Origin of the sequence: Rossellomorea sedimentorum, assembly GCF_046237645.1 — a bacterium.
GTDB classification, from domain to species: domain Bacteria; phylum Bacillota; class Bacilli; order Bacillales; family Bacillaceae_B; genus Rossellomorea; species Rossellomorea sedimentorum.
Genome location: NZ_CP143546.1, coordinates 412,194 through 432,287, shown reverse-complemented (window position 1 = coordinate 432,287; position 20,094 = coordinate 412,194). Strand labels below are relative to the sequence as shown.

Sequence of the window (20,094 nt, the reverse complement as noted above, 5' to 3'; positions counted from 1 at the left end):
CTCCTCTAACATGGAAAAAGTCTGCTCCAGCAACAGGCAGACTTTTGTTCATTTTTTATAGATTACTCCCAGGCACAGAATTCTCAGCATTAATATACCCGGCTCCGTAGATGTTTTCATTTCTGTCCTTCCATAAATCTGCCCCCTCGATAAGGAGCGTTTTCACATCCCCCGGGGTTACCTGAGGAGATTGCTCCAGAATGAGAGCCGCTATGCCTGCACAAATCGGGGTGGCCATGGAGGTGCCCGACAACACAAAGTACTCTTCGCCGACCCGGTTTGCTTTTTGTAATTTATCAAGATAGGAATTAGGTGAGCGCAGAGAAACAATGTTCACTCCAGGAGCCAGGATATCAGGCTTGGCCTTCCCATAAATGGTCGGTCCCCTGCTTGAAAAGCTGGCCACCTCATCATCTTCCCTCGTATCGGCCGTGTCATTGTCACTGAGTGCCCCAACCGTGATGACCTGGTCGCTTATGCCCGGGCTGGCAATCGTTCCGGCATCCGGACCTTCATTTCCTGCGGCTATGCATACAACAATTCCAGACGCCCAGGCCTCTTCTACTATTTTCACCATCGGGTCATCATTTTCTGTTTCATAGGACTGTGCAGTACTTCCGAGTGACATGCTGATAATGTCAATTTTGCTGTCAGGATTATGATCATTATAATCCATACACCATTGAACCCCCTGCATGACGGTATCGAGTGAACCGGAGCCCATTTTATCCAAGACTTTCACACCGACAACATCAGCTTGGGGTGCAGGTCCGGTATATTGCCCTGAAGATGCCGAACCATCTCCAGCCGCATCTCCTGCACAATGGGTGCCATGTCCGTTATCATCATAAGGATCCGGCCGGTCATTAATAAAGTCTTTAAACCCTTTGATTCTTCCGGCCAAGTCTTGGTGAGGGTGTATCCCTGTATCAATTATGGCAATGGTGACTCCCTTTCCCGTCAGCCTTCTGCCCTGTCGAATAATATTTGCGGCATTGGCAGAATCTACTGCCGTATCCAGAAGCGCCTGGACTTTCCGGTTAAGATAAACTTTTTTGACATGCTGACAGCTGGTCAAGACCTCTTCCAAACCGCTTGGGGACAACTCTGCACTGCAGCAGGAAATCCGGGAGAATTGCGATTTCACCCTTGATCTTAAATGATTATTGGTGACTCTTTCAATTTCCTTTGTCCCCTCCGCTTGACACCCGTTTTCGAATTCAATAATGACTTGCAGCTTCTTCATATGTTTGAGTGAGCCTTCAAAGAATCTATGCAAGAAGCATGGTGTCCACCTGAAAGGCTTGTAAAGATTAAGGATCTCTTCACGCAGCGACTTGTCCAGCCGATGGGCATTAGTTCGTACTAGCTGAACCATAGAATATCCAAACATTTATTATCACATCCTTTCCGTTTCTATAGTTTATTGAAACGGATGGGATGTGGTGGCGGCGCATGTCCATGTTCCCGCTTTTTTTGAATTCTTCATGACCAGTGCGAGCCTGTTAATCAAACGTTTGATTCATACCTTGGTGTCTGTTTCCGCTTCAGGAAGAATAATAGAGTGAGATCTCTGAGTTACGTCCAACATACTCTGGTTAAGAATGGTCGACGCAGGCGGCCGGTAAACCTTTTCGGCGATTTTGGGGATTTATCAGCGTTTTTTTGATTTTATCGGCGATTCCTCGAATTTATCAGCGATTTTTCATTTTTATCGGCGATTTTCACCTATTTATCGATTGTTCGACAAAAACCGACACTTTACCACCCGCAGCACTCATCAACGCAAAAAACACCAAACCCATCAGGATTCAGTGTCTTGAGCAATCTATAAACTTTTACAATACCGGCCGCTCCACATCTTCCGTCCCATCACTCTCTTCAAGCCTATAAATCGCCTGGTATAAGTGGTCGGAAAATACATCTCCGTTTTCCACTTCCGGTGATGCTTCAAGTGCCGTGATGATACTGCGGAAGTTATCGATGAGGTGGTCGGTGGACATGCCCCTGCTGACAAGAACGCTGTTCAGCCACAATGCATAGTCGGTGAAAATTTTCGATGAGCCAAGTCCCGCTGAGGTTTCCAGATACTGAAAGTGATAGACATTATCCTCATAACACTTCTGGCGGCCCCGCTCCCCATATTTTGCATCAAGTTCCGGGTATTTCACATAAATTTCTTTTACCGCACCGTTGATGACCGGTTCATATTTTTTTCCGATATCCGTCATACGGCTACCACCTTGAACTTGCTGATGGACGGGATGATGGAAGCGAGCTCCTGATCCGGGTACTTCTTTTCCAGCTCATGAATGCGCTTATAATCCTCGCTCTGGATCCAGGTCATGAACTCTTCCTTGGAGTCCCATTCCATATGGACGGTGATTTCTCCTGGCTTCTTTTCATTTTGCAGCAGCAGGAAACGCTGGAAGCCGTCTGCTTTATCTACTAAACGGGACCGAGAATGATAGATTGATATCACTTCATCCGCCTTTTCATTCGGCACGACAAATGTCGAGTGTACGATATACATAATTTTCTCATCCCTTTCACTGTATCTCTAGTTCTATCCTTTACTGTAACATACAGAGTCAGTGCGGGAAACTCGGACAATTTATCCTCTAAAAAAGGACGAACCTCAATGGCCCGCCCCGCTATATTTACTCATCTGCTTCGTCTTGAAAATGGTCATTCAGGTAGGTGTTATCTGTTGAGGCAAAATTGGTGGACTGCAGGCTTTCCTGCTTATCCAATCCGAACAATTCATCACGATTTTTCGGTACGCCTGTACTGATCGGTTCTCTTTCTTTCATGTCATTTCACCCTTTCTGTATTGTAATATGCCCTGGACCAGGTGGAATTCTATCTCTACTTCAATTGCTTTTAACGTCTTAAGCAAGAGTTCCTCTGCTTTGCAAGATATGTTCCCAGTATTTCATTTTTCTAAACTCACATTTGCCTATTGAAGTTTTCCCTTTGTGATTACTTGGAATACAAGGGATGCGTCCTCTCCCGATAATCGTATGAAATCATTCTCTTTATTATTTTCCCTGACTATTTCAAGAGAGCCTTTTTCGGTGTCAGCCATACCCTGTATTCCCAATCACCCTTTTCTTCAGGTGGAGACGGCAGGATAAAGCGATAATCAGCGGAATGCAGCATCATTACCTGTGTTTCATTCTGCCATCTTAACCCGTCCAAGAACCTGGTGAACTCCTTTATCTCTTCTGCGCTTGAAATCTTTTGAAGCTCTTGATAGCCTTGACCGGAACGTTCCTCCATGATGACCGTCTTCTCGCTGCTGCAACTGAGCAGCACTGTGATACTTAGTATCCCTGCTATTGCTTTAAAAATGAATGTCATAATTCTCCTCCTTGCTAATTAGACGAAAATCCAAGGAAGATATGTCAATAAAAATAAACCCTCAGCTTAAATGAGGGTTCAATACACAATTATTTATCACCTTCATCATTCCGGGCACCCGGTTTCACCGGTGTCATCTCTTCGGCAGCCTCTGTCTGGTACTGCAGATTCCCCTGCACTCTTCTTTCTGTGCCGTTCCGCCTGAAGATACTTCTGTACAGATACTTATGGTAAAAATATTCAAACACAGCCACCCCTGCAGCGGCGATCAATGCCGGTATCAGCACATCATCTACCGGCGTCATATTGGCCAACATGGCCCAAATGAAAACGAAGGCAAGTCCAAAGTCAGCCAGTGCAGCCGTTGTATTATTCGATCTTTGCAGCAGAAATAAATCCCCAGCTGCATATCCGATGATGCTGAGCACCAATGAAATGATAAATACGTCGCCTAATGTAATGCCGTAAATTCCTCCAAGTATGATTGCCAACAAGGCAAAACAGGCAGTAAATTTGATGAAAAATGCTTTTAGATGTCTCATCACTTCACTCCTTTTATCCTTATTCTGCCTAGTGCCGCAAAAACTATTCAAAAGATCTTAGGCGGGAGGCCATGCCAATGCCGTTAATGGAAATATACTGTAAAAAAACAAAAGGAGCGTCAGCATGCGAGTCTTTTTCTATCCTACATTCATCCCGCCATATATTCCACCGCCTGTTTATAAGTATTATTTTCTGCAGAAATTCCAGGATATTGAGGAGTTAAAACAGAAGCAATTTTTCCCGGGAATACCCATGGGGTCCTTTGTATTTGGCGAATACCTTCCTTCCGGTTATATTACCCCTACGAGCCCAACTTCTCCTGCCAATGTCAGGCTTATTAACTGATTTATGAAAAAAGCAAGCTCGAGTCTCCCCTCTGAGCTTGCCCCATCCTCAATATTTTCCTGTAATACCGTAAAGAAATATAATCTTCTTCTGCTTCGTTTCCATGCCCCGCCTGTTCATGGCTGTAGATAAATCCCTTTGCCTCATAAAGCGGGATGCCCTTTGAATTGCCTTTCTAAGTTGCCCGGTAACCGTCGGCACACACCTTTGCAATCCCTTCAACATGGCGCTGATCTGCTTTTACGATATGTATCATTACCGTTTTCCCTTTTAATTAAGCTTTAATTTCAGACCTTCGTGAGTGGCTCTAAAGCCTAAACCTTCATAAAACCTTAATGCTTCAGGACGCTGCTTGTCGGTTGTCAATTGTACGAGGTGGCAGCCGCGGTCCTTGGCACGCTGAATCGCGTATTGAATCATTTCTTTACCAACTCCCTGCCCCCTTACAGCTGAAGTCGTCCTCACCCCTTCAATGGTAGCCCGCCAGCCGCCCTGATGAGTGATATAAGGGGTGAACGTGACTTGCTGGACACCGACCACTTCCTCATCCATGCAAGCGACAATCAGTTCATTATTGGGATCGGCATCAATCGCTTGAAATGCTTTTATGTAACTGTGCGGAAGCGGGTATTCATACCGCTCTCGCTTGCTTCCGAGAATATCATCCGACAGCATTCTTACAATACTGTCCAAGTCACCTTCCTCTGCCTCTCTAAAAGTTAATTTCATACAGTCTTCTCCCCTTTTTTTGGCAACTTAAAATGACGATTGGTTAGGATCTATCCTTGTTGAGAAACTCGTCCTTCAGTATGCTCATTCTCAGGCGGTCGACATACCCATCCTCCCGCAGCCGGTCCTGGCGCAAAATGCCTTCTTCCACAAACCCCATCCTTCTGTACGATTTAATCGCCTTTTCATTATCGACTTCCACCCGCAGCCAGATTTTATTGAGCTCAAGATGGGTAAAACCATATTGAAGCATCGCCTTCATTGCCGCCAGTCCGTAGCCTTTTCCCCAATAACTTTTGTCTCCAATGGCAATTCCGAGTTCTCCATGTTTGTTAAGCTTATCGATATTTTTGATATCGACCCACCCGATATGGATTCCGTCACCCGTCTCGATCGCCATTTGCTCATACCCATTGCTGCGGCTGATGCACATATCAATCCATTGGCGTGTTTCCTCCCTGCTGAATGGAGGGAATTTATTCGGCATATTCAAATGCCTCGTGACTTCGACGTCAAGACACCACCGATAGCGGTCTTCCACGTCATCGGGGGTCAAGTCTCGCAGGGTCACTTCCGGTAAGGTATTGGTTTTCATTTTTAGGGCTCCTTTAATTGAATTCTAGATAAAGCAGGTGAGCCATCAATTACTGATACGGTCAAATTTCTTTACTGTTTTTAAAACTTCTACAGTCAGATGACCTTTCCAGTCTCGCTCCGCTTCCTTCCACTCTTCTTCATAGTTACCAAACCAAGTCCAATTGGGAGTTGCGTACCCTTTGGTGCTCAGTTTTTCAATTTCATAATCAAGATTTTCCCTGACCTCTTCCTCAAGCAGAGACAAAAAAGGAGAGGCTGGTGAATCAGCTGCTTGAAGAGGCTTGAGTCCATAACCTTCCCACTCACTTCGCTTCCGTTTGGTAATTGTCAGGACTGATTCCTTTAGCCTTTCTTCTATCTCTGCCTTTAAAGGAGATTGCACACTTTCCATGAGTCTCTTATAGCAAAGGAAGTCATGCATTTCCATTTCCTTCGGCTGGTTCCTCAGGTCTTCCCTGGCTTTTTCCGTCACGGTACTGATCAGGGCATCCGGAACATACTCTGAATATTCATAAAGGTAACCAAGGATTTCAGCACTTGGATTCGCCCAGGAGGCATCTGATCCGCAATGTCCCTTTTCATGGTCAAACGTCCACCAAGGTGCATGCGGATAGTCATTGACTTCCTTTCCTGCTTGATGCCAGCCATTGATGGATTCATCGTAAGCTTCCTCCAGATACCCGAGGGCACTCCTGACAATGGGGTGCCTTCCCGTCAATTCCAGTTTTCTTGCATACTGAAGTCCGATGGTGGTGGCGATGGGCGATGAGTGCGGCATCCGGAGATCCGGTTCAATTCCATGGCCAAATCCCCCATCTTCATTTTGAAATGAGGCTAATTGATTTGCGGCTTCTTCCTGGCTGCCGTTTTCAAAGAGATACTTAAACAAACTTACATCCAACGGCCTGGCACATTCCACAATAAAATTCCTTATACGGCTATATTCCTGTTCTGTTAAAATCTTCATGGCTTCTCCCCCTCACAACTACTTCCTTTATTTGTTCTGCAACTGCTTGGTATTCCTTAAAAGTATAAGCTTCTAAAGAACTCAATTCCTCTAGAAACGACCTATTAAAAATCCTCTGTATCTTGTGTGCTAGTTCCTGTTTTGTATGTAGTCCCTTCATTGCCTCCATGATTTCCGTGATCTCAAGTTCATACACATCACCAAGACGTTTGCCTACTGCATCCAAGATTTCACTCATCGATTACTTCTTGCATCATGACATAGGGATTCCTGTCAGCAGGCATCACCGCCCAACCATGATGCCAGGATAAATTTTCAGCCCCGAAAATTCCCTGAAAACTTCAACAGCGCGGGGCTTCATTTGAACCTTTCACACGATATGAAGTACCGGGCGGCCGTTGCGCAGGGCTTCATTTGAACCTTCCACACGATATGAAGTACCGCGCGGCCGTTGTGCAGGGTTTCATTTGGACCTTCCACACGATATGAAGTACCGCGCGGCCGTTGCGCAGGGCTTCATTTGGACCTTTCACACGATATGAAGTACCGCGCGGCCGTTACGCAGGGCTTCATTTGGACCTTTCACACGATATGAAGTACCGCGCGGCCGTTGCGCAGGGCTTCATTTGGACCTTTCACACGATATGAAGTACCGCGCGGCCGTTACGCAGGGCTTCATTTGAACCTTTCACACGATATGAAGTACCGCGCGGCCGTTGCGCAGGGCTTCATTTGGACCTTTCACACGATATGAAGTACCGCGCGGGCGTTGTGCAGGGTTTCATTTGGACCTTCCACACGATATGAAGTACCGCGAGCTTCATTAGATTGTTTTACACCAGGAAAGAACTCTTGAACGAAAAGTCCGGCTGCCTCAATTCCAGTCTTCCTCACCTATATCCCTCCGTTTCTTGTAAAATAAGAGTTATTCCATTATTCGAGGTTATGGCTACAAATGCCTTTAATTTTTTAAAGGCTTGTTCTTAAAACGCTGTTTTCGTATATATTGTTGCTCTCGGAAAAATCCAAAGAGCCGGATTTTTCCCTTGGAGACAAGGGCTTTTTTCTCTGAACAAGGTGAATTAGCTCTTTTCTCCCTCGTTTATCAGGGTATTTCTGGTTAATTAAGTAGGTATTTTTTAAAATTTGTATTAAATAGCAACAAAGTTTACGAAAAGAGCCTCTTAAAAAAAGCTTGAGGACGCCAAACCAACAGGCAGTGGCTGTTGGCTTCAATCGTTGCAGGCGATCCCCGCTAAGCAAATCCTAAAAAAAGTTGAAACGTTTTAAGGTCTGCCGATGTCTAACGGTTGTACAGAAAGGAGGATTCCGTAATGCTGCAGCTTACGAAAGTGAAAAAAGCCAGAAGGGGAAACAACAAAGCGTTCGAGGACCTTGTTCAAGCAGAAAAGAACAAGCTCTACCGGATGGCCTATCTATATGTGAAAAATGAAAATGATGCAATTGATATTGTTCATGAAACGATTTATAAAGCGTATATCTCGATTAAAAATTTGAAGGATCCCGCCTACTTTTCAACCTGGCTGTCCAAAATTTTGATCAATACCGCTTTGGATTTTATCAAGAAAAATAAAAAAGTAATTCCTTTTGAAGAGATCGAGCGCTATGACAGCAGTGAGAAGGTACATATCGCCGAAAGCCTCGATCTTGTGGATGCCCTTGACCGCCTGGAGGAGAAATACAAGACGGTGATCATCCTCCGCTATTATAAAGGCTTGCAGATCAAAGAAATCGCAAGCATGCTTGATTGTCCTGAGGGCACGGTGAAAACAAATCTGCATAGGGCCATCAATAAACTGAGAACTGACCTGAGAGAGGAGTGTCTGTAATGAATGATTCCTTTAAACATGAAGTCGACCGAATTACAGTTCCGGAGAAGAAGCTGGATGCAGCCATCGATTCAGCCATCCGCCGCGGAAAGAGGAAAAGGTGGGGCTTCGCAAAGAAAACCGCTTATTCTGCAGGTGCCCCCGCGGCTCTTTTCTGCTTGTTCATCGGTTCTGCTTTTGTTTCGCCGACCATGGCAGACATGGCTTCCAAACTGCCGCTATTAAATCAGCTTTTTGAGTCAAAGCCGGTCTTCCAAATCATTACGGAAGAATTGAGAGAGGACTATGAAGTAGACGCCATGGGGATGAGCTATAGTCCGAAAAAAGAATTTACCGTAGCCGTCACAGGTTCTGAGGAATATTACCTCAGCATGAGAGGAGAAATAGAAGAACGGGTTGAAGAACTTCTGGCAGCTCGCGGCTACGACGCTTTTAGCATAAAAGTGTATCGAGAGGAGCCTCATCAAAATACACCGGAGCAGGAACATCAGGAGCACTTGAACAGAACATTGCTTAATACTGTCCATGAAGGCTTGAAGGATTACGATTTTGAAATCCTCACGGTCGGGGGATCTTATAGTGATGACAGGAAAGTCGTTACACTGGCCATCCCCGATACAGAAACAAGAACAGCCGAAATTGAAGAAATCGTTCAGAAGCTGGTTCAGGATGCAGGGTTGGATAACGTTCAAGTCAGCTTCCAGAAAATCGATAGGGAAAAAAGCAAGCAGGCTCACCGCTGGACACCAGTGATCACTACGATCAGTGAAGGCTTGATGGGCCGGAAAGACTTCCACGTAAAAGGAATTACCAAGTCTAACGACACGGAATCAACGACCGTGTTTGTCACGCTCGATCTACCAGCTTCTGACGGAGAAGCAGAAGGTTTTGCTGCCGAGATTGAAAAAGCGGTGAATGAGTTCATTCAATCAGATGAAGCAAAAGAAGCCGTACAAGATGATTCCTATACTATTGTGATATACAGCAAGGAAAAAGAAGTTCTCCTAAAAACTTCATATTAAATGGAAGAAGGCCCGCCGATTGATTCGGCAGGCCTTCTTGTTTAATTTGTGGAAAAAACATTGACGTCCTTCCCTCATTAAACTTTCTCAAGCTGTTCTGATTTTCCTCAAACTCATCCATATACTGAAGACGACCAACGCCCAGACAATCGGCTGCTGCAGGGTAATGCCAACCTTCGAAACACCCCCGGCCATTTCAAATATGAGAACGAGCAGGAACAGGACAACGGTGGTCACGAGCGAAAAGATGCAGGTCCTTTTCGCTGATTCTTCCCGTTTTGGAATATAGGACAGCAGGATGCTGGCGATGATGATTCCAAACAGAGTTGTCACTGCCCATTTAGGTGTGTCATGGGCAAAGAAGTCAATATATAAAAGGGCTGCAAAACAGAGCAGATAGACGATTTCCAGGATGGTTCCTGCTGTTTTCTTCATTTTGTGGCCGGCCATCGTTTTCTCACTTCCTCCACTACTGCTTCGGGACGGTCCCAATGGAGCAGGTGAGTTGCTTCCTCGACCGGCCTTACTTCTGCTCCTGTCTTCTGCTGAAATGGTTCTGCCTGTTTGATTCTGCTTCCCTCTAAATTTTGGGGAAGAGTTGCCCTCAATAAGAGGATTCCAGGAGGCATATCTTCAAAAATATCTTCTATATCATCCTTGTGCATCGCTTTAATGATGTTGGCTCCCGTCGTTCCCCTCGCATGCCAGTAAAAACGGTTGTTTCTTCTAAGGGCCAGATCCTCTGCTGCTTTTTCTTTGAACGGCGTCCAGGTCATTGTTTCGCTTTTGACGAGACCCAGAAACTCTTCCCAATCTCCCCAGGTCTGTTCAAAATCCTCTTCATAGTAAGCCATTTCCTCTTCCACTGATTTGCCTCCATGACGCTTACTTTGATAGCCTCCGTCTATGAAAATGGAACCCTTCACACTATCACGATAGTTTTTCAGATAGAACAAATGGACGAAGCTGCCCCATGAATGGGATAAGAAATAGAATTCTTTGAGTTCAAGAAAATCGGTGATACTCTTCAGCCATTCAGCGATTCTCGGCATCTCGTAATCTTCCGCAGCAGGAAAAGGTGGCGTTTTGCCGTGACCGGGGGCATCTATTGAAATGATTCGGTATTCCCCTTTTAACTCCTCAGCCACATCAATGAAGCTTAAGCTTGTACTTCCAAGGCCGTGCAGGCAGAAAATGACTGGTTCATTGCCGCTGCCCCACTCCGTAATATGTACCGGCATCGTGCCTGTTTCTATAAAGTAGCGTTTCATAATTGGTGTGCTCCTCTCGTTGAACCGGTGGTTGTGCCAGGCACTCCCCGGTTTTTGTTGAATGGTTTGTTAGTAATCTCTGAAGATCAGGTCGCTAGATACGGGTTTGCGGCCGATCTCTCTTGCCCAGATGGACAACTGGCCGATATGGTGTATTTCATGCGCCATCAGATGCTTGATGATTTTTTCATAGGTCAACACATAGTCGCCGCCATCCCGGCGTCTCTTGGTTAAGGTTTGTTTGGCTTTTTCTTCGTTCCAGGATTGAAGAAACCCTTCTGTAATAGGTTGAGTTATGGCTGTAAATTCCATAGCTTCCTTAAGGGAAGATACCCCTTGCTTTATGATGACTGGTGTTCCCTTCATCTGGTTGACCCAGATTTGTTCCCCATTGGCCACATGAAAAAGGGTGGCCAGGATGCTTCCCATTCCGCCGGTTCGCTCTTTGATCAGCTCCTCATGTGGAATTTCCTTGCACCACTTAAACCAGTCCTGCCTTACTTGCCAGTTGTATCTGAACATATCCAGCATCGTTTTTTCTCCTTTGTAATCGGGGTGTGCCAGGCACGCCCCGGTATTAGTCGAACCATCTTTGCATAACGCAATAATCAGGATTTAAACACACTTATGTAAAAGTCAGATGCTATTCCATCTCCAACCCTTTAATCACACACCGGTTCCTTTGCCGGATTTCGCAAAAATTCAAATAAAAGGTTGATTTGTGACTCTGTATTGCGGTCAACCGACAGCTCCGGTAGCTTATTCTCATCAAAGAAGGCGATTTCACTCGTTTCCAGTCCGGCTTCCGGGTTACCGCCGATAATTTCACATTGAATGAAAATTTTATAATAGTGAAACGTCTGCGGCGGATGAGGATGCTTGTGGTAATCAAGCAGGGCCAGCAGCTTCTTATATTGAACCTCATATCCTGATTCTTCCTTGATTTCTTTAACAGCGTTTTCCACCGGAGAGAGGCCGACATCGCAAAATCCTCCTGGCAGGGACCACTTGTTATTGTTTTTTTCTTTTACAAGCAGGATTTTATTATCTTCGAATACGGCACCTCTTACATCCGCTTTTGGCGTTTGGTAGCCTTTTTCCGCTTCAAACAGTCCTTTGACCGTCTCCTTTTCAACGTCGGTATACTCCGCCATGATTTCAGCACTTAAATCCCTCAGCTCTCCATACCGTTCGATATCGTACACATTTTTTGAAAATGCCAGCCCTGACTGTGATATCGATTGGATCTTTTGGGCCCATTCCAGCCATTTAGGTTTCATGATTCATCCCCCTTTTCCAAGCAAAAACGCTGCTTCTCGATGAGGCAGCGTTATCTTTTTTTGAGTAAATCTATGATATAACTTAGCTGGCTGATGATAAAAGCAGCGAGGATAATAAATCACAGCAAGCCTGTGTCCAAAACCTCACCTGTATACATCCACAGTGGAAACAACAGAGACACTGATGAAAGGAGCACCATTAAAAAGATGATGAAGTATCTCATCAAACAAACCTCTGCTCAACAGTACCCTTTCCATCCGCCACTTCGACCACTGCATATGCTCCATTAATGAATGTCACCTGTGGAGGCATATGTCCGCAGTCAATATCGTAGACAATCGGCACGCCGAGTTCGTCTGCCAGGTCCGCATACACATCTTCCACCGTATAATTGCCTACTGATTCATTGGCAGAGCTGCGTCCGAACAGGATTCCCGAGCAATTTTCAAACCAGCCCGCGTACTTCATTTGAACCAGTGATCTTCGTAAGTCTGTTACATTCATCTCACAGTTTTCCATGTACCATAAAACCGGCTCACCTGGTATATGCTTTTCTCGGAATGCAGCCACCTCACCGAAATCGGTGCCGATGAGATGACGTATAACATCAATACAGCCGCCGAGCAGTCTTCCTTCCACCTTCACCGGCGTATTGCCCACTGTTTTCCACTTCGTTTCTTCCGTAAGATGAAATACACACGGCGACGGATTTCCGTGCTCCCAACTTAATTGGTACTGAGGAGAAGAATGCTGGACGACCGTTCCGCCAGGCCCTGTAGATAGCACCTCTTCCCACTTAGCAGTCGTTTCATCCCAATACTCGCCCCGCAAATCCACAAAGTTTGTTCCATGCGCAGTTGCAGTACCCGATTTCAGCGTTATGGCCAGCATCAGCGCGCTTGTATCCGAGTAACCCAACAGCCATTTATTTTTCACCGCAGAAAAATCGATATCCTGCAAGACTTCGATCAGCAGCTCTCCTCCCCAAGGAGGGATGATGATATCGATGTTTTCATTCCTCATCATTTCATTGAATTCTTCCGCCCGTTTCCTGGATGGAGCAGATTTTGCTTTATCCTGAGTCCAAGCGGTTTCTCCGGTCACGACATTGAACCCTCTTGAACTCATCCGCTCAATGGCAAGACGGAACATGTCATGAAGCGCTGCCGGCACCCCTGATGACGGGGCGGTGACGCCGATAGTTGCTTCTTTTTTTAACGTTGGATAGCTAATCATGTTTATCAGTCCTCACTTCTTGTCTTGATGAGTAATTCGAGATTTCTATCGTGATTCCTTCTTAGAATTTTTACAAAGGCTCACAGTTACTAGAGCCTTGTCTCATATGACCGCCGCCTCTTTTAAAAACGCTGTTTTCGTACATAATGTTGCTCTCGGAAAAATCCAAAGAGCCGGATTTTTCCCTTGGAGACAAGGGCTTTTTTCTCTGAACAAGGTGAATTAGCTCTTTTCTTACTTTTTTAACAGGCTATCCCTGGTTAATTAAGTAGATATTCTTTAAAGTTTGTATTAAATAGCAACAAAATTTACGAAAAGAGCCTTTTAAAATAAAGTAATACTGAAAGACTGGCGCAAATGAGGAAAATCACCGCTGGCCCCACTCTTGAAGGGCCCTCGATATCCCTCTCCACTTTTTCATAGAGTGCCTTATGACTGAAACCCGGATGATAAAGTTCTCCATCCATCAGCTTAAGGGTTCCATTCGGTCCGCCCACCGGCAGTGCGTGTTTAGAATGACTTTCTTTTTCTAAGAATAAAAGAAACTCGCCGCCCTGTTCCTGATATTCTATCACTCTGGGAATATTGGCGGTGAGAACTCCCGCCAACAAGGTCGACGGCGCCTCCCCCTTGATCGTCTTGCTTACTTTGAACTCATAAGGCCTGTAGAGGTGTCTCACCGTTCTCATAGGATCCTTGGAGAAATCATACTGTCCGACGACGATGATATCTGCCCTGTCCACCACTTCTTCCGGCTCTAATGTCATCCATTGAGTCGCCGAAGTTCTGGTATTGATTAGTAATAGCAACACTGTAAATAACACGACTATTTTTTTCTGCATACCCTGCTCCTTTTTATTACATTAGACGAAGGAGCGGGAAGTTTATCGCCATTACTTCACGCCTTTTTCCCAAAAAGTAATTTTGCCATTGTCCGCGTCCAGTTCTGCCTCAATTCCAATCGGGAAGACATGAGATGGGAAAGTATGTCCTATATCCACATTGGTCAGGATTGGAATCTGGCAGTCTCCCATGATTTCAAGCAGCAGATCTTCGAAGGTGAATGGAGCATCACAGTCATTAAAGTGTTCATGCTTTCCTACAATCAATCCTTCTATTTCATCCAGAACCCCTGCAAGCTTCAGCATGCTCAAGGAACGCTCCTGGATGGCCATATCCTTAAAAGAATCTTCGATAAAAAGGATTGCTCCTTTTAAATCCGGAAAATACTCTGAGGCGATGATTCCAGACATCGTGTTCAGATTACCGCCGATCAACTTTCCGCGTACTTTTCCTTTTCTTAGTGAATTCCAGCCTGAATTGGGGACCAGTTTCTTTGCCCTGTCCTGCGTCCTCCAATCCAGCATTTCTTCCGTCCATTCTGAAGGGATTTCCAGCATGTATGGAGACTCAAGAGGCTTCATGACGGTATTTTCAAAGTATTCTCTTCCCTTTGGAAGCATCTCCGGATATTCGCCGAAGGATGGCACAATGGCCGGTCCATAAAAAGTAACCAGCCCGGCTTTGGCATGAATACCTAACAGGAGTGCCGATACATCGCTGTATCCCATAATGATTTTAGGGTTCTTTTTCAGAGTTTCATAGTCTATGTAGGGAAGCAGGGAGTTGGAGTTCGTGCCGCCGATGGGGCTGATGATGGCTTTTACTTCCTCATCACGGATGAATTCATTGAGTTCTTCTGCACGGTCCCTGATGGAAGCTGAACGGTAGCCCTGAGAAGACTTGGAGCATTTGCCTTCTATTACGTTGAAGCCCATCTTCCTTAGTTGGTTCAGTCCTCTTTGATATCTTTCATTGAACAAAACGGGTGCAGGAGTGGATGGGGTGATGATTCCTATCGTATCCCCCTTCTTTAATTTTTCAGGCTTTATCATTGTCTGGCCTCCTGCATCAATGCAACCTGATAAGGGAACAGTTCAGCTGTCATGATTCCCTCTTGAACAGCAGGGTCGCCTTTCATCAAGGACAAGGCTTCTTCCTCTGTCCCGGATTCGAAAATCACGATTCCAAATGTGTTTGCATCGATCCCTTTGGTTTTACCCGCAAGAATCAGTTTGTTACTGTTCAACATTTTCTGAAGATAATCGAAGTGGCGTGCTACTATTTCATTATCTTTTTCTGTCCAGTTCTTTTCATCAGTCAATTTTTCTATCAGTCTTAGTTTGTATAAGAATTGTTGTCTTTCCACGTTTATTCTCCTTCAACTGGCTGAGATATTGGAGACGGCTGACTTTCCCACTCTGTCGGCCCTGCGGTTGAGTCAATAAATCTTCTCCAGTATTCGCCGGTTTCTTTATCAAAAATGATGATGTTGTTATCATTAGGGGATATGAATTCATATCTGTACTCCTCCTCACTCTGTAAAGGAGCATCCTGTTCACCCAGGGAGTCGGAAATAAGCCATGATCCCAGTAGAATACAGAGTCCCAGTATGATAATGCTTATAGATGGAAAACTTTTCGACATTTTTATCACCTCCTCTACTACACTATCATACTTTCGGTAGGTAATTATCTGATTTTTCTTTCATAAAGACGTTTTTGTCCTTCAAATGATCAACAGTAGTATAAGCGGGAAATAAATTATGACCCCATTCGACATTGTTCAACTTTAAAGGCATATAATGGATTTTTTATATTGACTGACTTTTCCCAATTATACTTCAATGTATGTTACGATGAGAATAATCACATATATCTAGGGCATTCCCGACTTCTCTTAGTCATCCCTATTTATGGGAAGGAGCTTGAAGAAATGGAGAAAATCAGTGTTTTCCTAGATGACATTCGCAAGGCACCCGATGGGTATGTCCTCGCAGAGACAATTGACGAGTGTTTGAATCTATTGAAAAACTACGACATCGAACATCTGTCATTGGATCATGATTTATTAAACAAAACGAGAAACGGCACCATGCTGGTTCAAATAATGGTTCATGAAAGACTTTTCGCCAACCGCATCACCATCCATTCTGCCAACTCGGTGCGCGGTAAAGGCATGTATAATTCATTAAAACAGGCACAGCATGATATGGTCATGCCCGCTGCCATAATCTTATCCCTTCGCCCCCTGCCTTTATATTTCTACCCGCCCGGATACTTGGAACATTATGAAGAAACACTTTAATCTCCTCTCAAACACTCAAATCCCTGGAATCTACTAAAAGGTTTGTTCACATTGAAACTTTGTGTTTTGTTATAGAGAAAAGTTACAAGGGCAGCCTGCATTGGCTGCCCTTGTTAGCGTGCGTCCACTTTACCACTTTAAAGCACTAAGAGGGACAGTCCCTCTTAGTTATTTAACGCGTTAACGCACGAAGAGGGACTGTCCCCTGTCACGCTTTAACGCGTTAGCGGTTGGAAGAATCCTCCACGTTTAGCTGGCGATACTTGTGCTAAACAACTTCTAGGATAAGAATAAGGAGGGGTAATGTGGATGTGAATTCTTATGTCAATTTCATTTTGATTGCCTGTGTGGTCATTGGTGTCCTGCTGACTTTGAAATCCCGTCGTTTTTGGCTGCCCTATCTACATATTATCGTGACTATTTGGATTCTGGCCGGCGGATTCGGCTATTCTCTTCTGTTTGATAATGAATCGACACTCGGGTACTTGTTTGTATTTGTTATCGGCCGCATCTTCTGGGCGTTTCTGTTTGTATTTATTGCCCAGGTCCTATCCTGGCTCGTCCGTTCACTGCCTCTGCGTCACAAGCAGGAGATCGGCTGGATGTTTTTGATCGGCTTTCCGGTTACGTTTTCGGTTACAATTTTATAAGATATATTTGCCCAGCCATCAATCCCCCCATGATTTGATGGCTTTTTCTTGTGAGTGTTTATCCCTTTCCCAGCAAACCATCCGATGTACTAGTAGATTGAACCTTTTTGAAATCAGCCGCCCCACCTCTCGTATAGATAGTAATGGAGAGGATTTCTACGGATGCCTTAATCGGTTTAAGAATTTAATAACAGTATTCGCAGGAGGACTTTTACTCTTTAATACGCTCATGGGATATAAGAAAGGAAACATCGTTATCGACTTAGATGAACGATATTTCCAATACACGGATTATATTTACGCCATTCAGCTGGAATTGGAGGGTAAGGGACGGGATATAAAGTATGAGGGCGATGGAAGATTTATCATCGACGGAAAGAGATATCTGTTTATAGAGAGACACGTCAGCACGGGCGGAGTGCCTTTGCAGGGAACGATTTTAATACCGGAATAAAAAATAACCTCCCAAATAAAGGGAGGTTATTTATATCATGCCGTGGCAGGTTTACTGTCCCCGTCACTTTTACCTTTAATAAAGAATTGAAGCCCAAGCATGATAACGAACAAGACTAATCCAAAGATGTCTGTCATACCCTCAGGATAGATCAGCATGATACCAGCTGCCAAACAAAGCACACGCTCGATAGCTGTCACTTTGCGGAACCAGAAACCGATCATCGCTGCACCAATAGCCATCATACCGGTAATCGCTGTAAATACAACCCATAACAGATATGGAATAGTCGTATCAATCATTAGGAGTTCCGGCGATAAGACAAACATATACGGAATGATGAACGCGGCAATGGCCAGCTTGGCCGAATTGAGTCCGGTTCGTATCGGTTCGCCTCCCGATACCCCTGCCGCGGCAAAGGCAGCAAGTGCGACCGGCGGCGTTATATCCGCGATAATTCCAAAATAAAATACAAACAAGTGAGCAGAAAGCTCAGGCGCGCCAAGTAAAATAATCGCAGGCGCAGCAATGGTAGATGTAATAACATAGTTCGCTGTTGTCGGTGAACCCATTCCCAGGATGATGGATGCCACCATCGTGAAGAATAAGGTTAATAACAGCTTTCCTTGAGCAGAATTTGTTAAGTCTGCCGCAAGGTCAACAAGTCCATTTGCCATTGTCAGGCCAAGACCTGTTTTTGTTACAACCCCGACGATGATACCAGCAGCAGCCGTCGCAGCTGCAACAGAAAGCGCCGTTCTCGCACCATCAACGAGTGCATCGACCGCATCCTTGAAGTTGATGCGGGTATCTTTCCTGATCGCACTGATGGCAATCGTCGCGACGATGGACCATAAAGCAGCACGCATGACACTCATTCCAGAGAACAATAGGATGATTACTGTCAGAATCGGCAGTAATAAATAAATCTTTTTAAAGACTTCTTTTCTATTTGGCATTTCTTCATCTGTTAACCCTCTAAGACCAATTCTTTTCGCCTCAAAGTGGGTCATGATCCAGATTCCTGTAAAATAAAGCAGGGCCGGAATGGCGGCAGCTTTAGCGATTTCCCAGTAAGAAACGCCTCCGATGAACTCAACCATCAGGAAGGCCGCAGCACCCATGATAGGCGGCATTAGCTGTCCACCTGTCGATGCAGCTGCTTCTACCCCGCCGGCGAATTCCTTACGATAACCAAGTTTTTTCATCATCGGAATCGTAAATGAACCGGATGTTACAACGTTAGCAACCGAGCTGCCGCTGATTGTTCCTTGCAGGGCACTTGAAAAGATTGCGACTTTTGCCGGTCCACCGGTTCTTTTTCCTGCAATCGAAACAGCCAGATCATTGAAATACTGACCTACACCAGTTTTGACCAGGAACGCCCCGAACAATAGGAACAGGAAGATAAATGTCGCTGACACATATAACGGTGTACCCAGGATTCCTTCACTTGTAAAGAACATTGTTTTAACAATCGCATCAAGATCGTAGCCTCGGTGGGCAAGGAACCCCGGCATAATTCTTCCATAGTACATATACAGCAGGAAGGAACCGGCAATGATGGTGATCGGCAAACCTACAGCACGGCGTGTTGCCTCAAGCACCAGAAGAACCGCTAGTATTCCCACCGTGAAATCCATGGTGGTCATGATTCCAATCCGGCTTACAATATCATCTTGCATGATCGGCCAGTAGCTTCCTACGACAATGGACAATAAGGCAAGGATAATATCATACCAGGCAACCTTGTCCTTCCGTGATCTCTTTTTGCTTGCTGGGAATAATAAGAAGATTAGCGATAAGGCAAATCCTAAGTGAATGGATAGTAGTAATTGCCTAGGAATGAATTGAAATATTGAGGCTACCAGCTGGAAAAGTGAAAATGCCAGCAATCCAAAGAATACGATCCATTTGACAATTCCCGATTTGTATTTTCTCGTGGAAGACTCGGGATCATATTTTTCCAACAGCTCTTGCTGCTGTTCAGCTGTCAGTGACTCGAAGTGTTGTGAATTTTTATCCATCGAGGATCACTCCTTTCCAAAGTTGAAATAATGACTGTCTCTGTACACTCATGCGGATGAGCGTTCCTTCTTCAAAGTAGTCAGCCAGTTTGTATACCTTTTCATTGTATATGAAACGATGATTCGCCGCTACTTGTCCGATAGAAATATCAATATAAGGGAAAGTGCGGTTCATATTGCTGATCTTGTACTTCCCGTCTTTTGTTCTTTCAAAGACCTCTTCTCCCGTTGCTCCCCCGGGCATCCCAATCGCTGTGTCTTCATAAATAAGGGTCGTCTGGACAATGTTCATATTATCATCCGATTGATAAACTTCAAGGACATCAGAGAGATGAATCGAATGAGTATAAAGGATGGAGAATTCATTCTCTTTTCCAGTTGCCAGTGGAGCCAGAACAATTTCCCCTTCTTTTCTAAGAGACTCCAGGACAACGCTCGGTCTGAATGGTACAAATAACAGAAGTAACAGCACCCCTGCGGCAAGGATTGCGGCCGCTCTTTTCCACTTCATGTTTTCACACTCTTTTCATACTATTTGCAGAAAAAGAATATTCTACCAAATTTCATTCATCATAACAAAAGAATAGACCGATATGATCGGCCTATTCCTTC

The 20,094-nt window shown here is 44.9% G+C and carries 27 protein-coding genes; 5 read left to right on the top strand and 22 right to left on the bottom strand.

What is annotated here, in order from left to right:
• Positions 1 to 55: 55 nt before the first annotated feature.
• The 6 genes from V1502_RS02255 to V1502_RS02230 all read right to left on the bottom strand — a co-directional run bounded on the left by V1502_RS02255 (position 56) and on the right by V1502_RS02230 (position 3,905).
• Positions 56 to 1,393, bottom strand: a complete 1,338-nt coding sequence (locus tag V1502_RS02255; protein ID WP_409252773.1) for a S8 family peptidase — start codon at positions 1,391 to 1,393, stop codon at positions 56 to 58.
• A gap of 445 nt (positions 1,394 to 1,838) precedes the next feature.
• The gene (locus V1502_RS02250) at positions 1,839 to 2,231 is read right to left on the bottom strand and encodes a hypothetical protein (protein ID WP_409252772.1); all 393 of its coding nucleotides are present in this window, start codon (positions 2,229 to 2,231) and stop codon (positions 1,839 to 1,841) included.
• The gene (locus V1502_RS02245) at positions 2,228 to 2,533 is read right to left on the bottom strand and encodes an antibiotic biosynthesis monooxygenase family protein (protein WP_409252771.1); all 306 of its coding nucleotides are present in this window, start codon (positions 2,531 to 2,533) and stop codon (positions 2,228 to 2,230) included. The genes V1502_RS02250 and V1502_RS02245 overlap by 4 nt, the downstream gene beginning before the upstream one ends.
• Before the next feature lie 127 nt (positions 2,534 to 2,660).
• Entirely contained in the window at positions 2,661 to 2,813 is a 153-nt protein-coding gene (locus V1502_RS02240) for a hypothetical protein (RefSeq protein WP_409252770.1), read from the bottom strand.
• Positions 2,814 to 3,054: 241 nt separating this feature from the next.
• A complete protein-coding gene (locus V1502_RS02235; RefSeq protein WP_409252769.1) occupies positions 3,055 to 3,363 on the bottom strand; it encodes a hypothetical protein in 309 nt (102 codons plus the stop codon).
• A gap of 89 nt (positions 3,364 to 3,452) precedes the next feature.
• Positions 3,453 to 3,905, bottom strand: a complete 453-nt coding sequence (locus V1502_RS02230; protein WP_409252768.1) for a YndM family protein — start codon at positions 3,903 to 3,905, stop codon at positions 3,453 to 3,455.
• A gap of 124 nt (positions 3,906 to 4,029) precedes the next feature.
• On the opposite strand from V1502_RS02230, the gene V1502_RS02225 reads away from it, so the two are divergent.
• Positions 4,030 to 4,251, top strand: a complete 222-nt coding sequence (locus V1502_RS02225) for a hypothetical protein (RefSeq protein WP_409252767.1) — start codon at positions 4,030 to 4,032, stop codon at positions 4,249 to 4,251.
• A gap of 270 nt (positions 4,252 to 4,521) precedes the next feature.
• Here V1502_RS02225 and V1502_RS02220 read toward each other — a convergent pair whose 3' ends face one another.
• The 5 genes from V1502_RS02220 to V1502_RS02200 all read right to left on the bottom strand — a co-directional run bounded on the left by V1502_RS02220 (position 4,522) and on the right by V1502_RS02200 (position 7,438).
• Complete coding sequence (locus V1502_RS02220) at positions 4,522 to 4,980, bottom strand: GNAT family N-acetyltransferase (RefSeq protein ID WP_409252766.1); 459 nt, start codon at positions 4,978 to 4,980, stop codon at positions 4,522 to 4,524.
• Between the two features lie 43 nt (positions 4,981 to 5,023).
• Positions 5,024 to 5,575 (bottom strand): GNAT family N-acetyltransferase, encoded by a 552-nt coding sequence (locus tag V1502_RS02215; RefSeq protein ID WP_409252765.1) that lies wholly within the window; start codon positions 5,573 to 5,575, stop codon positions 5,024 to 5,026.
• A 45-nt stretch (positions 5,576 to 5,620) separates the two neighbouring features.
• The gene (locus V1502_RS02210) at positions 5,621 to 6,544 is read right to left on the bottom strand and encodes a hypothetical protein (RefSeq protein WP_409252764.1); all 924 of its coding nucleotides are present in this window, start codon (positions 6,542 to 6,544) and stop codon (positions 5,621 to 5,623) included.
• Entirely contained in the window at positions 6,516 to 6,782 is a 267-nt protein-coding gene (locus V1502_RS02205; protein ID WP_409252763.1) for a DUF1871 family protein, read from the bottom strand. Before V1502_RS02205 ends, V1502_RS02210 begins: the two co-directional genes overlap by 29 nt.
• 503 nt (positions 6,783 to 7,285) lie before the next feature.
• Positions 7,286 to 7,438, bottom strand: a complete 153-nt coding sequence (locus V1502_RS02200) for a hypothetical protein (protein ID WP_409252762.1) — start codon at positions 7,436 to 7,438, stop codon at positions 7,286 to 7,288.
• A gap of 440 nt (positions 7,439 to 7,878) precedes the next feature.
• On the opposite strand from V1502_RS02200, the gene V1502_RS02195 reads away from it, so the two are divergent.
• Together V1502_RS02195 and V1502_RS02190 are read left to right on the top strand one after the other, a co-directional pair.
• Positions 7,879 to 8,394, top strand: coding sequence for a sigma-70 family RNA polymerase sigma factor (locus V1502_RS02195; protein ID WP_409252761.1), 516 nt, complete (start codon positions 7,879 to 7,881; stop codon positions 8,392 to 8,394).
• Positions 8,394 to 9,416 (top strand): DUF4030 domain-containing protein, encoded by a 1,023-nt coding sequence (locus V1502_RS02190; protein WP_409252760.1) that lies wholly within the window; start codon positions 8,394 to 8,396, stop codon positions 9,414 to 9,416. Before V1502_RS02195 ends, V1502_RS02190 begins: the two co-directional genes overlap by 1 nt.
• Before the next feature lie 87 nt (positions 9,417 to 9,503).
• Here the strand turns inward: V1502_RS02190 and V1502_RS02185 are convergent, their stop codons facing one another.
• The 9 genes from V1502_RS02185 to V1502_RS02145 all read right to left on the bottom strand — a co-directional run bounded on the left by V1502_RS02185 (position 9,504) and on the right by V1502_RS02145 (position 15,691).
• Positions 9,504 to 9,866, bottom strand: a complete 363-nt coding sequence (locus tag V1502_RS02185) for a hypothetical protein (RefSeq protein WP_409252759.1) — start codon at positions 9,864 to 9,866, stop codon at positions 9,504 to 9,506.
• Positions 9,848 to 10,687 (bottom strand): alpha/beta fold hydrolase, encoded by an 840-nt coding sequence (locus tag V1502_RS02180; RefSeq protein WP_409252758.1) that lies wholly within the window; start codon positions 10,685 to 10,687, stop codon positions 9,848 to 9,850. The genes V1502_RS02185 and V1502_RS02180 overlap by 19 nt, the downstream gene beginning before the upstream one ends.
• Before the next feature lie 69 nt (positions 10,688 to 10,756).
• Positions 10,757 to 11,218 (bottom strand): DinB family protein, encoded by a 462-nt coding sequence (locus V1502_RS02175; RefSeq protein ID WP_409252757.1) that lies wholly within the window; start codon positions 11,216 to 11,218, stop codon positions 10,757 to 10,759.
• Between the two features lie 131 nt (positions 11,219 to 11,349).
• Positions 11,350 to 11,967 (bottom strand): NUDIX hydrolase, encoded by a 618-nt coding sequence (locus V1502_RS02170; RefSeq protein WP_409252756.1) that lies wholly within the window; start codon positions 11,965 to 11,967, stop codon positions 11,350 to 11,352.
• 223 nt (positions 11,968 to 12,190) lie between these two features.
• Positions 12,191 to 13,204: a S66 peptidase family protein gene (locus V1502_RS02165; RefSeq protein ID WP_409252755.1), complete on the bottom strand. Its 1,014-nt coding sequence runs from the start codon at positions 13,202 to 13,204 to the stop codon at positions 12,191 to 12,193.
• Between the two features lie 308 nt (positions 13,205 to 13,512).
• Positions 13,513 to 14,046: a hypothetical protein gene (locus V1502_RS02160; protein WP_409252754.1), complete on the bottom strand. Its 534-nt coding sequence runs from the start codon at positions 14,044 to 14,046 to the stop codon at positions 13,513 to 13,515.
• Between the two features lie 51 nt (positions 14,047 to 14,097).
• Positions 14,098 to 15,099, bottom strand: coding sequence for a S66 peptidase family protein (locus tag V1502_RS02155; RefSeq protein WP_409252753.1), 1,002 nt, complete (start codon positions 15,097 to 15,099; stop codon positions 14,098 to 14,100).
• A complete protein-coding gene (locus V1502_RS02150; protein WP_409252752.1) occupies positions 15,096 to 15,413 on the bottom strand; it encodes a YciI family protein in 318 nt (105 codons plus the stop codon). The genes V1502_RS02155 and V1502_RS02150 overlap by 4 nt, the downstream gene beginning before the upstream one ends.
• Positions 15,414 to 15,415: 2 nt before the next feature.
• Positions 15,416 to 15,691 carry a hypothetical protein gene (locus V1502_RS02145; RefSeq protein ID WP_409252751.1) on the bottom strand — a complete coding sequence of 92 codons (276 nt, stop codon included), beginning with the start codon at positions 15,689 to 15,691 and terminating at the stop codon, positions 15,416 to 15,418.
• A 288-nt stretch (positions 15,692 to 15,979) separates the two neighbouring features.
• Here V1502_RS02145 and V1502_RS02140 point away from each other — a divergent pair, with 288 nt between their 5' ends.
• Both V1502_RS02140 and V1502_RS02135 read left to right on the top strand, forming a co-directional pair.
• Positions 15,980 to 16,351 (top strand): cyclic-phosphate processing receiver domain-containing protein, encoded by a 372-nt coding sequence (locus tag V1502_RS02140; RefSeq protein WP_409252750.1) that lies wholly within the window; start codon positions 15,980 to 15,982, stop codon positions 16,349 to 16,351.
• Between the two features lie 305 nt (positions 16,352 to 16,656).
• The gene (locus V1502_RS02135; protein ID WP_409252749.1) at positions 16,657 to 17,001 is read left to right on the top strand and encodes a hypothetical protein; all 345 of its coding nucleotides are present in this window, start codon (positions 16,657 to 16,659) and stop codon (positions 16,999 to 17,001) included.
• 489 nt (positions 17,002 to 17,490) lie between these two features.
• Here V1502_RS02135 and V1502_RS02130 read toward each other — a convergent pair whose 3' ends face one another.
• Positions 17,491 to 19,482: a TRAP transporter permease gene (locus V1502_RS02130; protein WP_409252748.1), complete on the bottom strand. Its 1,992-nt coding sequence runs from the start codon at positions 19,480 to 19,482 to the stop codon at positions 17,491 to 17,493.
• Positions 19,475 to 19,993, bottom strand: a complete 519-nt coding sequence (locus V1502_RS02125; protein ID WP_409252747.1) for a DUF1850 domain-containing protein — start codon at positions 19,991 to 19,993, stop codon at positions 19,475 to 19,477. Before V1502_RS02125 ends, V1502_RS02130 begins: the two co-directional genes overlap by 8 nt.
• Positions 19,994 to 20,094: the final 101 nt, after the last annotated feature.